Genomic DNA, 12,705 nt, shown 5'->3' with positions numbered 1-12,705 from the left:
TGAGCCAGGATCGAACTCTCACGTTTAAATAGTTCAATCTAGCCAGAACAAAAACTAGCTTTCGGTCTGTCCGTTATTACTTTGGTTTGTTAATTCTGAATAATTCTCTTGGAATTTTTCAGGGTTGCATTACTGTTTATTTGTCAAGGTACTTCGTTGTTGCTCTTGATTGCCGCAACTCATTTAGAATATCATGTTGCGATCTCAATGTCAACAACTTTTTTAAACTTTTTAGAAAAGTTTTTTGGAAGCCGCATGTTTCCGCGGTTTCTGCCCGCCCTTTCAAGCGGGCAAAAGTTATTATAGCAAAGAGGAATTTTAAATGCAACACCTTTTTTCATGAATTTTGCAGAAAGATTTTCAACCACAAAATGTTGTATTTTACTGTCCTAATACCACATATTATTTGTACCTCACTGCAGTTATTGTTTTACTTTACTATAGTAAGAGATACGTTTTCTAACGGATCATCTCAATAGAAATGCGGTATTATACAAAACAACCTGAGTCCGGATAATAAAAAAGGAAGTTCAGCAAATATCTGAACTTCCATCTTCTTAGCTAAACGGAGAAAGCGGGATTTGAACCCGCGCGCCGCGTAAACGGCCTACACCCTTAGCAGGGGCGCCTCTTCAGCCACTTGAGTATTTCTCCATGCCTGAATCCCTCTACCAATATGTGGTTTGAATTCAAATGCGTCCTGAAAATCATCAGACGCAAAGTTAATTATACAAATGGCCCGGGCCTTTGTCAATTACTTTATTACGATTCTCTATTGTACTCAGAGATTGCTGTCTCGTAAAGGTTGCTGCCCTCTGAATCAATTACAACTATAGCAGGGAACCGTTCTACCTGAAGCTTTCTTATAGCCTCAGTTCCAAGATCATCGTAGGCTACTACCTCAGAAGCTACTATTGCTTTTGACAAAAGAGCTCCCGCTCCGCCAATTGCAGCCAGATACACAGCGCCATTCCTGACGATAGCATCTATTACGGTTTGATTTCTTTTGCCCTTACCTATCATGGCACCAAGGCCAAGATCTAAAAGATCAGGAGCATACTTATCCATACGGCTTGCTGTTGTAGGACCTGCTGAACCTATGGGCCTGCCTTCCCTTGCAGGAGACGGTCCCATATAGTATATGACGTTGTTCTTCATATCTATTGGAAGGCTGTTACCAGCAGAAAGAGCCTCTGCCATTCTCTTGTGGGCAGCATCCCTTGCAGTGTAGATTGTACCTGTTATATAAACCATATCACCAGCCTTAAGTGTCTTGGTGATTTCTTTATCTATTGGAGCTTTGATCTCTCTATCCATTATTGGTCCTTTTACTATCTATTTAAAGAGTTACAGATGCGTGCCTGTTTACGTGGCAACAGATGTTTACTGCCACTGGAAGTCCGGCAATGTGAGTTGCGAAAGTATTTATGTTTACCGCAAGAGCAGTCACCGTTCCACCAAGTCCCCCTGGGCCTATTCCAGTTTTATTTATTCTTTCAAGAACTTCCTGCTCCATAGCCCTTATATGAGGGAGGTCTGACTCTTTTCCCACTTCTCGAGTGAGAGCCTCCTTTGCCATTTGAGTACACTTTTCGAATGTTCCGCCAATGCCCACACCAACTACCATTGGTGGGCAGGCATTAGGACCTGCGTCCTTTACAGCCTGGACAATAGCATCTTTGACACCCTCTTCACCATCTGCTGGCTTTAGCATGAACACTCTGCTCATGTTCTCACTTCCAAAGCCCTTTGGCGCAATAGTGATAGTAAGCTTATCACCTGGAACGATGTCATAATGAATAATGGCAGGTGTATTATCTCCTGTATTCTTTCTTATAATAGGGTCTTCAACAACAGACTTTCTTAAAAAGCCCTCTGTATAGCCTTCCCTGACGCCCTGATTTATGGCATCGGTCAGATTTCCGCCAGTAACATGGACATCCTGACCAACCTTTACAAAAAACACCGCCATTCCAGTGTCCTGGCAGATCGGTATCATGTCATTTTCAGCTATATCAAGGTTCTCTTTCAGCTGACCAAGGATCTTTTTTCCAAGCTCAGACTCTTCCCTGTTACCAGCATCTAAGATGGCCTTCTCCATATCTGGTGCCAGCTTGTGGTTTGCCTTTATGCACAGCTCTTTTACTGCTTTTGTTACTTCTGATACTTCCAAGGTACGCATAGACTCTCCCGTCAGGCTCCAACAATAGTGTTCTTAACTTCTACAAGCTCCTCTGCTGAAGGACTTGTGGGGTTCCACAAAATGTGCTGACCATCATTTTCATATCTTGGAATGATATGAAGATGGAAATGCATTACTGTCTGTCCTGCAGTTTCTCCATTGTTCTGCACCAGGTTTAAGCCGTCACAGGAAAGCTTTTCCTTGATATTTGTAGCAACCTTCTTGGCAACTACTGCTGCGTCTGCAAGAAGGTCCTGTGGCATTTCAAACAGATTGGCATAGTGCTCCTTTGGAATCACAAGTGCATGTCCCTTTGTAGCAGGGCCATTATCCAGGATAACCCTGAACTTATCATCCTCATATATTGTGTTAGATGGAATCTCTCCATTTGCGATCTTACAGAAAATACAGCTGTCCATTATGCCAAGCCCTCCATATCCTTTTGATTTTTAAGAAGTACTATATTTATCACTCCAAGCACGAAGCCGGTTACAAAACCGCCAAGGTGAGCTGCCGTATTGGCTCCAGCCTGGAAAAAACATGCATATATAACAAAAGCTGCCAAAAACAGAAGTCTTAGAAGCATTCCTCTGTTTCTGATAAAGGACCTTCTATTGACTATGATCCAGACTACCACAAAACCCACAAGCCCCATGATAGCTCCACTGGCTCCCACAGATATCCAGCTCAGGGAATGATTTATCTCATAAGCCATGGATATCATATTTCCAAAAAGACCCGAAAGGAAATACATGAAAATGAAGAATGCATGTCCCGTATAGTTTTCTACTATAGCTCCAACAATAAACAGCATCATCATATTATTGAACAAATGCTGAGGATCTGCGTGAAGGAACATGGCTGTAAAGAGCCGGTAATACTGCCCGTCTCTTAGAACTATCTCCGTAACCATTGCGCCTTTTTCATACATCCACAGCATCACTGTATTGCTAAGAAGAAAAGCAATCACATTTATACAAAGTAGCGCAATACTCACATAGGATCTTTTATAGATCCTCTCCTGGTTCTCCCAGTAAGTAACCTGTGCTGCACTGTTATCCTGCATGTCTCTGTCCCCAATTGTCATTCTGCCATAAGGTCAAAAAGCTGATCCAGACTCCTAAGAAGCTTGAAGTCGCCCTTTAGTTTGATGCTTCCAGCCATAAACGCCCTCTGGAATGTCATCCTGCCTTCAAGGATATCCTCAAAGGTCCTCTGGTCTGCTCCCAGCATTACATCGCATCCATCCTCATCGCCGACGCGGCAGTCACACTTGCTGTTATCCACGTCAATAACAACCGGCTTTAGTTTTGCGTTGTCGGAAAAAGAAATCTTGTACCTGGCTGATACACCTGCCACTGGGGTAAATTTCTTTTTCAATGTCTTTACATATTCGTCAGAACTGCCAGACGCCTCTTCCTGTCCCATCTTGTCCCTGAAGATGCTGGCCAGCTCCTGAAGGTCCTCTTTCTGTTTCTTAACGTACTTGTCGTCTGATGCATATTCTGATAACTGCTCAGACTCCTGAGGGGTAAGGTCCATGCTCTGTGATACGCCGACCTTATTTATAACTGCCTGGTTGCTGGCAGGAAATACTGGCATCTTCTGGTTGATAGTCCTGTAGATATTCTCAGTCTTTTTATCAATTATCTTGATATATTCAGGGCTGTTCTCAAGCTTGGTGGTATCTGCAATATATCCGCACATGCCATCGCAGGGAAGTCCGCCGAGCATCTCCCAGGCACTGGCAAGGCTGAGCATTCCCTCGCGCTCTCCATGGGTTGTAGACATTACTACCGGCGCCATATAGATTTCTTTTATCCGGTCCTTGTCACCATAGAGCCAGCAGGCATCCAAAAACTGCATCATATAGCCGCCAATACCAAACCACTCAACTGTGGACGCCAAAATGATCCCATCCGCATCCTTTAAAGTGTTTGGAAGGGCAGTGATGCCATTTCTCTGCTCATAGAGATTGTACTGCTGTACCTTTACATTAAGTTCCTGTAAAACTGTGGTGATCTGTGAGATTACAAAGAGCGTTGGGTCATCGATGATCCCTCTGCCGCCGTAATAGATATTAACCTTCATGAGAACCCCTCCCCATTGATACTGGTATTATAATACCACATGAGGCTATCTACAATCAAAACAGACTCTGCCTATTCTTATTTCATCGCCTTCCTCGATCATGACGCTCTCCTGTGGTTTGAGTTTAAGACCGTTTCTGAACGTGCCATTGGTACTGCCGAGATCGCGAACAAAGGCCCTGCCTGATTTTTCCTCGATCCTGCAGTGCATTCTGGATACAGAAGGGTCGCTAAGTTTCATATCAACGCATTCTTCCATCTTTCCAATAGTTATGGGAAGGCTCTCAAGCGGAATCCTTACCGTCTTATCAAGGTTTCTGCTAAATAGCGCCAGCTCCCCGCTCCTATCATGATCAAGGACAACTGTTGCGCCCTCAGGCTTTGATTTTGGGGCAAAAGAACTTATTTCTTCACTTACTTTTCTGGTGCTGTGCACATTTTCTACAACAGGCTCCTTAGCTTCGTAAAAAGAATCCTCCTCATCAAAGTCGTCAGCATAATCATCCTCATCTTCATCCTGGCTTTCAACACCAGTTTTAGGAGCTGTCTTTTTCATGTCCTTAAAACCGCCTATCAAAGCTACCGCACCTGTGATAGCAGAAATCACCATTACAACTATGGACAGTACATTTTCCTCGCTGGACAGGATATAGTTCATCCTGATATAGACCATGGCTCCCACCAGCAGAGCAAACATCAGGGAAAAGAAAAGCTGCAGTTTCCCGGAAAGTCTCTTATTAGCTCTTTGAAGCCTTGAATCTTTAACCGCTGAAACTTCCTTTTCTTCCTCTTCAAATAGATCCTCCTCGTAGGAAATCTCTTCCCTTACGGGTTCTTTATACACTACCTCTTCAGCTGCAGCCTCATCAGGCGCCTCTTCTGTGACGTTTTCTATAACTTCATATATGAAGTCCCCACTCTTTGCGCTTTCCTCGCAAAGTTTATAGACAAGGTCTGTAGCCTCTGTATCTCCCTCATCAACTATCTCAAGGAGCTGAAGGGCAAAATCTGAAAAGCTCTTTTTCTCATCATAGAATGGACAGTATATGAACCTAAAGTCCCCAGTTGCTAAGTCTGTATAAACGCTTTGGATGTTAAAGACTATTCCTTCCTGCCCAAGCAAAAACTCAGAAAGACCATCCATGAGTTTCTTTATATCAGAAAGAAGCCTTTTCACCTGCTCACTTCCCATCTTATTAGAGCCAAACCTGTCTCTTAAGTTCTGCATGGAATTTATCTCATAGTAAAAGAACTTGTCCCCATTGATATTTCTCTGGGCACAGGGCACAAGATTTTTAATCCTTCCACTCTCAAGTATCTTGTACTGGTACCTCTCATCCTCAGTCTCTTTTCCCTGGTCTTCAAAGACAAGATAATTATGCTTTAACTCTCTGTAATATCTGTATTCCATAGTTACTCTCCTAAATCTGTTAGTTCTCTCCCAAGGTCGCTAAGCCTTGTAAGGATCCTGATGTGTCTGGTGTATTGCCTCTTTGTAGCTCTTCCTGCTGCCTCAAATCCCCAGCTGCCAGATGGCTTTAAGAAATATCTCCCCATTGCCCTGTGCCGGGTACCGCTCTTTCCAACTACCCGAACGTCTTTTCCATTTGTCTCAGGGACAAATTGCGGCTTTTCGCTGCCAAAATACTTTTTCCCTGCCACGTCACTTGCTTTTTCAAAAACATATCCTTCAGGATCATAAGGTGAGCCGCCCTTATCAGAAATTGTGGCTCTGAAAGCAAGGATATATGAATCCTCAGAAATGATGCACCTTCCGTACAGGTAATATGTAAAGTAGATAAGAAGCGCAAGGATGCAGATCACCATTGGCATTAAGAGCGACGCTTCAAGCGTCATGTATCCTTTGTACCTTTTCATTGTCATCCCCCAATTCCATAGCCCAATGCTGTTGCCACGGCGCATCCTGCAACAAGGAAGGGTGCAAAGGCTATCCTCGTCTTTCTTTTCGCCTTTTTAAAGATAAGCAGGATTCCGGAAAAGAGTCCGCTCAGAATTATTGCTGTCATAAGCGTGGTCAAGAGATCATAAAACCCAAGGGCAGGTCCTGCTGCCAGGATAATAAGCCCATCTCCATATCCAATCCCCTCTCTTGAGATAAAGGATAATAAAAGCAATAAAGCCCCGGGCAGTAGTGACAATAAAATATCTATAATATCTGGACTTGCCTTGTAAAATGACATGAACACTGCCACCACTGACAAAATGGCGCAGGCAAGTATCTCCCATAGGAGTATTTCTTTTTTTCTGATATCTTCTATAGAAGAAATGACAAAAATTATCAAAATGCCTATCTTAAAAATCATTCTTGCTCCTTTCTTAGCCACAGGAACTGCAGGGGCGCTTTCCCACTGCTTCAGAAATTGGTATGGTGTAGATCTTTCTTTTAAGACCAGGGCAGCTTACGCTTGTGTGATACCTGGTGCCAAAACCTGTGATGAACACATTCCCTGCTCCGACGTTTCCGCCGCAGTATTCGCAAGCGTAGTATATCTTTCCGTCCCTGTTTCTTAGGTGAGATAAGTCTTTTTTGTCCACACTCTCCACCTTTATCTTCAGATGCATACAGTCCACATCCTTGTGGTAAACTTCACCGTTCTCTGTGACATACACCATTTCTTCTTCACTGCCCTCAGTGACAAGTCCCATACTGATGTCATATCCAGTCCATGCGTGGCCATAAAATCTGCCCTCCACAGGAATTTCCTTAAAGCCGATCACTGGTATCATAGGATGAACCTTGTAGTCCATGACCAGGTCAACAATGTCATTGCCCAGAAGAACCTGGGACTGCAAAAAACTAATGCCGTCAAATCCGCCACTTATGCAGCTTTTATCTATCCCATCTCCAAGATACTTCCGTATTTTCTCTCTGGCGTAGACGATGCCCCCAGCTCCTGCGATAGCATCAACAGATCCGCTATCATCATCTCCTGATAGCCTTTCTTTTCCAAACCTAAGGTCAAATGCCCTAAGTGTCAGCTCGCTCCCAGTCTGGTGCAGAGCAGCTTCGATATCCACCTGTACCTTTAGTATGTTGAAAAGAGTCATGATGTTCACAAAGAAAAATATGAAAAGCGGCAGTGCCATGGAGGCTTCAACTGTCATAGATCCGCGAAGCCCCTTTTCCCTACTCCTCATAACCGTATATCCTTTCTATCTTTACGTCATATCCCCATCTTGTCCCCACATGGATCTCTGCCCGAAAGACATCAAGACAGTGGTCGATCTTAAAATTCCCATTCCCTTCCGTCCTTCTTAAATCCATTTCAATTATGTCTGCCATCCTTTTTATCTTTAGGTCTGGGGAAACCAAAAAGAGTCTTGCCCGGAGGTAGTCCTTGTAATAGAGCCCTTCTCCAAGATCGCCTCCACCAAGATGATCCCTAAAAGACAGCATGTTCATGAGGCTCAGCCTCCAGGTGGAATCGCTCTTAAAAAGCGGAACTCTCCCTCCAGAAAACAAAATGTTAAGATCCGATATACTCTCAGCGAAAGTCCAGGCAAAGAGGATCGAATATTTAACAGGGTCCTTCAGCTCAGGAACAAACAGTATGGCCGTAAGAGCGCTTGCTACCGCCTCAGCCTCAGCAACCTTTGGCTCGCAGCTAAAGAGATATAACATATTGGCTGCTTCCCTGATAAACAAAAGCTCTGAAGCCATCTTGTCCAGATTGTCAAAGTCGCTGTCAAAACCAAAGCAAAGGTACTCAAGCTGATATTTCAAAAGAGCTTTATCCATCTCTTCAAGGTACCTTGAACATTTTTCGTAGTAGTACTGCTCTAAAAGAAGATTCTCCGTAAAAGAAATATCCTCCTGATCATCGAGTCCTGTACCTTTGTTTAGCTTTCTTCTTGAGGAGTAGCTGCCAAGATCCACCCGCTGTTTTGATATGGCGCTTTTATCCTTAACTGCAAGGTTCAGCGCTCCGATTCCCTTTAGTGAGTGCACTGCATCTGCAGGATTTCCCAGCGACAGCTCCTCTTCCTCACCCTCTTCATTGATAATGGTAGGAAGCTCGAAGGAATCTATAAGCTCCTGATTTTCTCTGGCCATCTCTTCCACGTCAGTGGTAGTAAGGGCGCTTTCTTCGATCATATCCACATTCCCTGTCACATCAGACAAAAGTCCCTCAATTGGCTCAGATGCCATATAGGCAAGAATATTGCGCTTTAGTACAGCTGCGTTATTATCCATGGCAAAAGAGCTTCCGGTAATATGAAGATCTTTAAGATACATGGAAAAGACACTGCTGGCCCCTATGAACTTGCCTCCAAGCTTCCTGTCCAGATTCTTTTTCACATAGTAGGCAAGGTGTTCCTCAGTATTTATGATGGATGGATAATCCGTACCATAGGAGGTGTCAACAAAAAGAAGTCCGTACTGCTCATAAAGCTTTCTGTTGTACTCCGCAAGCGCCGAGTTCATGGCAGTGTCCGCCGTGCACTCTGTTTTCATCTTTACTGCTCCGATCCTGGCGCCCTGAAAGAGCACCAGGATAAGAGACATGATGATCATGATAGTCAAAGACAGATAAACTGTGAGGTACCCCTTAGTTCGTGATAACACGTGTGTCCTCTCTGATGGTCTTAAACACATCCTCTACGATACCGGAGATCTGTTCTTTAAATACGATTACCAGTCCAATAAGTACAACGAACATTTGTGGCGAGGGGGATTAAAGCCAATAAAATCAATGCTTTTGACAGTATCCACAGTGTGTTTACAGTTCTCAAAATAGGGTCAAAGCGTCAATCTGACGTCAGGTCTCTTATCATTGTGACGTCGTTTTGACGTCAAAGAAGCCCTAGCATTTTCAGCCAGGGCTTCAAGTTTACATATTGATTAAATGATTAAGAATTGCCAGCATATCTGTTTCATCAAGGCTCTTTTTTACAAAAGCACTTCTGATATTCCTGTCTATTCTTCTGTAGGTGGTTTCTATATATGTTGTAGAAACATATTCTTCAAACTCAGAGTTAGGAGCAATCCCACTCTTAGGCCTTTCAATGACAATTCTCTCGTAGATAACTTTGTCACAAGCCTCAGGGGCTGCCTTGCACATATCGATCAATCTCCTATCGCAGGCAATCTCTTTGTTTGTGGTTTCATCCAGTCTAAGGCGAAGTGACTGGCGGTAAATATACATCTCATACTCAGGGTAAGCTGACATGTCTTTCATAAATTCCTTAATGATCTCCTGCTGCTCAACCGAGTCGAACTTCTTCTCTTTATAATTTGCTTCATAATCCGTTAAGTCTTCAAGGTATGAAGCATCTTCCATAGCAGCCATTACATCCCAAATCTGATCCATAGAAAGCTCCATAGAATCATTCGCCAAGTGCTGGTTCTTGAAAATGTCTTCCACCTTGAATACAGTACTTCCATTTTCCATATGAAGAGCTGCCATAATCTTTTTCACATGACTTTCCCTCTTCATCTGATATTCCTTACGTTCACGCTTCATTCCAATAATCTTTTTGGTCACGCCGCGGGTTCTTGCCCTGACAAAAGCGTCAATAGAATATGTCTGAGTGCCCTCTAAGTATGCAGGATTATTGAACTTGTGGATTTCTTTGAGAATGTCTATTCTGAGCTCATTCTTATAATCATCCTCATAATCATCCAGTTTACCGGGTGTCATTTTGATAACACGTCTTGTTTCAGTGCAAATAGTCTTTTCAAATGCTTTGCACATTTCGTTTTCGATTTCTTTCTGCTCCTCTGAGCCAATGGAAGATACAAGTTGCTGATTTGCAACGGAAGCGCCGTCATTTCTTAAAGCGCCAAGAACCGGAGACATCCTTGTAAGATAAGCTGATGCTGTCTCCTTCTGTGGATCAAAAATAAACTGTTTTCTCATTTTCTTTACCTCCTACTGGGTTGTGGGGCACAATTCGCCCTAATCCGGAACTCCGGAAAAACTTTTCCGAGGTAAATATGGAAAAATGAGTTATAAATAAAATTCTCTGTACAACGCCTCTTCCAATTTCCTCGGAAGAGCCGCAAAACGGAGGAACAAAAAAAGAGCCTGCAAAACAGATCACCTAATATAGGTGTTCACTCCGTTTTGCAGGCTCTGTGCTATCCTTAACAGCCGTATGCCTTCTTAATGAAGGTCATCCTTGTTAGCTGATTAAGTGCATCTCGCTCTTAACAAACTCTTGGATTTCTCGTCGACCTTACGGTTCTGTCACGATAATCCTCATTTCAGTATTCAATTAAATAAGTGAATTCAGTATCTGAAGCTTGCCTCTACATGCTTCAAACTTGCTGAGAATGTCTTCGTCTTCGTTATTTTTTTCCTCATATGTTACGACAAATCCATCTACTACCCAGCCTCCAAATCTTGCATTACAATCCTTGTTCTTACAAATAAATCTATCCATACCAACTTCTGTTACTGTGGCACGGGTACCGCACTTAGGGCAACAAACAAACTTACCCCTGGTAACAACTTTCATCAACTTCTCACCTCCATCATCATTATTTTTCAATGACATGGACGGCAAAGGGAAACAAATCCGTCAATGAATTATAGCAGCCTATGTTCTGTACTCCTCTATCGAGGGTGGGATAGCACAAAACCATGTGGAACCGCACTATCTGCTATACGCTCCTGCTGATCACATATAGAACATTTGTTCTGCTATTAATATACATCTTTATGCTAAAAACATCAAAACTTAAATGTATATTTTAATTCCAGTTTGCAAGAGTAAATTCTAGAGGTCTAGAAGTAACTCTTACACATATATTTTTGCCATATTGCTCTTATGATATTTATCTCTATATAATGTTCGGGCAGCTGATTGCCTGCCTGTGCAGATTGGAGATAATTATGAATAATGGCAATCAGAAACACTTAACTTATGATCAAAGAGTAGAAATAGAGAAAGGTCTTACCAATAATAAAACTTTTGCTGAAATAGCAAGAACCATTGGAAAGGATCCTTCGACCATTTCCAAGGAGGTAAGGCTTCATTCTAAGACCAAGGAGAGGCCTGATGCTGGATATACCAATCCACCATGCATTCACAGAAAAAACTGTGAAATAGTATGTCTATGCGACGAACAGTGCGGTATCAAATGCAAGATATGCCGTCGCCCGGATTTCAGATGCATAGATGTTTGCCCAGGTTATGAAACTGCTGAATGCGAGAAACTTAAAAAGCCTCCATATGTCTGCAATGGCTGTGGCAAAAAGATAAGCTGCCTCATGCCAAGGAAATTCTATTCTTCAAAGTATGCTCATGATGAATACCGCAGTGTTCTTGTTGACTGTAGAACCGGAATCAATCAGACACCTGAAAGCATACAGGCAATGAATGATATACTTGTTCCTCTTATCAGAGACAAACATCAGTCCATAGGACATGTTTACGCAACTCATGCAGAGGAATTAGGCTGTTCAAGAAGAACTCTATACTCCTATATCAATGATAGCGTTTTTGAAGTACGCAATGGAGATCTAAGGCGTGCAGTCAGATACAAAAAGCGGAAGAAAGCTACTCAGACAAGCGCCAGAGATCGTTCCTATCGCAAGGAACACAACTACGAAGATTTTCTTAAATTCATGAAAGAAAACCCAAATATGAATGTAGTTGAGATGGATTGCGTAGAAGGAATGAAAGGTGAAGAAAAGGTCATTTTAACCTTCACATTTCGAAACTGTAATCTGATGCTTATGTTCCTTATGGATCATCAGACTCAGGAATGCGTCGTGGCTGTGTTTGACTGGCTTAAAAGTGTTCTTGGTGTAGATTCCTTCAAGAAGCTGTTTCCTGTAATACTTACAGATGGCGGCTCTGAATTTGCAGCTCGTGAAGCCATGGAAAACCTCAGCGATGGTACTCAGGTAACTACTGTTTTCTACTGTGATCCTTACTGCTTTTGGCAGAAAGGAGCTTGTGAGAAGAATCATGAGTACATACGGTATATAAGACCAAAGGGAAGCTCATTTGCAGACCTTGATCAAGATAAGGTTCGTCTTATGATGAATCACATAAATAGCGAAAAAAGAGACAGTCTCAATGAGCACAGCCCATATGAACTATCTCTTTTACTCCTGGACAATAAGATTCATAAAGCATTGGGCCTAGAATTGATAGCCCCAGATGAAGTAATGCTATGTCCAGCCCTGTTGAAATAAAATAGTTTTAAGCACAGGCAGATTTCACTGCACCAGAATTTAGTCTTACACAAAAGGCATGTGGAATTTAGTCTCGCACACTATTTTCCAGGTGCCCCATTAGCATGCAAAAAGACAAGAAACTGGGTGCTTATGGGCTCATTATATGGCAAAAATATGAAGTTGTTAAGGTGCAAAATCGGAATTTAAATCCGCATTTTATCGAAAGTTTTTGAAACTGGAATTTACTATTTCATTTAAGTCTAAAAACATCAATATGAAT

At 42.6% G+C, this 12,705-nt stretch carries 14 protein-coding genes and 1 tRNA gene; 1 reads left to right on the top strand and 14 read right to left on the bottom strand.

Annotation, left to right across the window (positions count from 1 at the left end):
• Nucleotides 1-566: 566 nt before the first annotated feature.
• The 14 genes from J6I68_RS04605 to J6I68_RS04545 form a co-directional block, all read right to left on the bottom strand.
• Nucleotides 567-654: transfer RNA gene (locus J6I68_RS04605), tRNA-Ser, on the bottom strand.
• 108 nt (nt 655-762) lie between these two features.
• The gene (locus tag J6I68_RS04600; RefSeq protein WP_292217891.1) at nt 763-1,317 is read right to left on the bottom strand and encodes a Fe-S-containing hydro-lyase; all 555 of its coding nucleotides are present in this window, start codon (nt 1,315-1,317) and stop codon (nt 763-765) included.
• A gap of 22 nt (nt 1,318-1,339) precedes the next feature.
• Nucleotides 1,340-2,182: a fumarate hydratase gene (locus J6I68_RS04595; protein WP_292217889.1), complete on the bottom strand. Its 843-nt coding sequence runs from the start codon at nt 2,180-2,182 to the stop codon at nt 1,340-1,342.
• A gap of 11 nt (nt 2,183-2,193) precedes the next feature.
• Nucleotides 2,194-2,601: an HIT family protein gene (locus J6I68_RS04590; RefSeq protein WP_292217887.1), complete on the bottom strand. Its 408-nt coding sequence runs from the start codon at nt 2,599-2,601 to the stop codon at nt 2,194-2,196.
• Nucleotides 2,601-3,248: a rhomboid family intramembrane serine protease gene (locus J6I68_RS04585; protein WP_292217885.1), complete on the bottom strand. Its 648-nt coding sequence runs from the start codon at nt 3,246-3,248 to the stop codon at nt 2,601-2,603. Before J6I68_RS04585 ends, J6I68_RS04590 begins: the two co-directional genes overlap by 1 nt.
• 17 nt (nt 3,249-3,265) lie before the next feature.
• A complete protein-coding gene (locus J6I68_RS04580; RefSeq protein WP_292217883.1) occupies nt 3,266-4,273 on the bottom strand; it encodes an SCP2 sterol-binding domain-containing protein in 1,008 nt (335 codons plus the stop codon).
• A 45-nt stretch (nt 4,274-4,318) separates the two neighbouring features.
• Entirely contained in the window at nt 4,319-5,683 is a 1,365-nt protein-coding gene (locus J6I68_RS04575; protein ID WP_292217880.1) for a DUF6382 domain-containing protein, read from the bottom strand.
• Between the two features lie 2 nt (nt 5,684-5,685).
• Nucleotides 5,686-6,150 (bottom strand): hypothetical protein, encoded by a 465-nt coding sequence (locus tag J6I68_RS04570; protein WP_292217877.1) that lies wholly within the window; start codon nt 6,148-6,150, stop codon nt 5,686-5,688.
• A 2-nt stretch (nt 6,151-6,152) separates the two neighbouring features.
• A complete protein-coding gene (locus J6I68_RS04565; protein WP_292217876.1) occupies nt 6,153-6,596 on the bottom strand; it encodes a prepilin peptidase in 444 nt (147 codons plus the stop codon).
• 13 nt (nt 6,597-6,609) lie between these two features.
• A complete protein-coding gene (locus J6I68_RS04560) occupies nt 6,610-7,431 on the bottom strand; it encodes a TadE/TadG family type IV pilus assembly protein (protein WP_292217875.1) in 822 nt (273 codons plus the stop codon).
• Entirely contained in the window at nt 7,421-8,860 is a 1,440-nt protein-coding gene (locus tag J6I68_RS04555) for a DUF5702 domain-containing protein (protein WP_292217872.1), read from the bottom strand. The genes J6I68_RS04560 and J6I68_RS04555 overlap by 11 nt, the downstream gene beginning before the upstream one ends.
• A complete protein-coding gene (locus J6I68_RS17405; protein ID WP_442861720.1) occupies nt 8,844-8,954 on the bottom strand; it encodes a Flp1 family type IVb pilin in 111 nt (36 codons plus the stop codon). The genes J6I68_RS04555 and J6I68_RS17405 overlap by 17 nt, the downstream gene beginning before the upstream one ends.
• Nucleotides 8,955-9,125: 171 nt before the next feature.
• The gene (locus J6I68_RS04550; RefSeq protein ID WP_292217869.1) at nt 9,126-10,154 is read right to left on the bottom strand and encodes a hypothetical protein; all 1,029 of its coding nucleotides are present in this window, start codon (nt 10,152-10,154) and stop codon (nt 9,126-9,128) included.
• Between the two features lie 358 nt (nt 10,155-10,512).
• Nucleotides 10,513-10,758 (bottom strand): hypothetical protein, encoded by a 246-nt coding sequence (locus J6I68_RS04545; RefSeq protein WP_292217867.1) that lies wholly within the window; start codon nt 10,756-10,758, stop codon nt 10,513-10,515.
• A gap of 374 nt (nt 10,759-11,132) precedes the next feature.
• Between J6I68_RS04545 and J6I68_RS04540 the strand changes: the two genes are divergently transcribed.
• Nucleotides 11,133-12,443, top strand: coding sequence for an IS30 family transposase (locus J6I68_RS04540; RefSeq protein ID WP_292217864.1), 1,311 nt, complete (start codon nt 11,133-11,135; stop codon nt 12,441-12,443).
• Nucleotides 12,444-12,705: the final 262 nt, after the last annotated feature.

This window comes from Butyrivibrio sp., from assembly GCF_017940685.1.
In the GTDB taxonomy this organism is placed as follows: domain Bacteria; phylum Bacillota; class Clostridia; order Lachnospirales; family Lachnospiraceae; genus Butyrivibrio.
Note: the sequence above shows the minus strand (reverse complement) of the source record. Positions and strands in the feature narration are given on the sequence as shown.

Excerpts from the sequence above, each read along its gene's own strand:
- J6I68_RS04600 (WP_292217891.1), bottom strand. The coding sequence starts at position 1,317 with ATGGATAGAGAGATCAAAGCTCCAATAGATAAAGAAATCACCAAGACA.
- J6I68_RS04595 (WP_292217889.1), bottom strand. The coding sequence starts at position 2,182 with ATGCGTACCTTGGAAGTATCAGAAGTAACAAAAGCAGTAAAAGAGCTG.
- J6I68_RS04590 (WP_292217887.1), bottom strand. The coding sequence starts at position 2,601 with ATGGACAGCTGTATTTTCTGTAAGATCGCAAATGGAGAGATTCCATCT.
- J6I68_RS04585 (WP_292217885.1), bottom strand. The coding sequence starts at position 3,248 with ATGCAGGATAACAGTGCAGCACAGGTTACTTACTGGGAGAACCAGGAG.
- J6I68_RS04580 (WP_292217883.1), bottom strand. The coding sequence starts at position 4,273 with ATGAAGGTTAATATCTATTACGGCGGCAGAGGGATCATCGATGACCCA.
- J6I68_RS04575 (WP_292217880.1), bottom strand. The coding sequence starts at position 5,683 with ATGGAATACAGATATTACAGAGAGTTAAAGCATAATTATCTTGTCTTT.
- J6I68_RS04570 (WP_292217877.1), bottom strand. The coding sequence starts at position 6,150 with ATGAAAAGGTACAAAGGATACATGACGCTTGAAGCGTCGCTCTTAATG.
- J6I68_RS04565 (WP_292217876.1), bottom strand. The coding sequence starts at position 6,596 with ATGATTTTTAAGATAGGCATTTTGATAATTTTTGTCATTTCTTCTATA.
- J6I68_RS04560 (WP_292217875.1), bottom strand. The coding sequence starts at position 7,431 with ATGAGGAGTAGGGAAAAGGGGCTTCGCGGATCTATGACAGTTGAAGCC.
- J6I68_RS17405 (WP_442861720.1), bottom strand. The coding sequence starts at position 8,954 with ATGTTCGTTGTACTTATTGGACTGGTAATCGTATTTAAAGAACAGATC.
- J6I68_RS04550 (WP_292217869.1), bottom strand. The coding sequence starts at position 10,154 with ATGAGAAAACAGTTTATTTTTGATCCACAGAAGGAGACAGCATCAGCT.
- J6I68_RS04540 (WP_292217864.1), top strand. The coding sequence starts at position 11,133 with ATGAATAATGGCAATCAGAAACACTTAACTTATGATCAAAGAGTAGAA.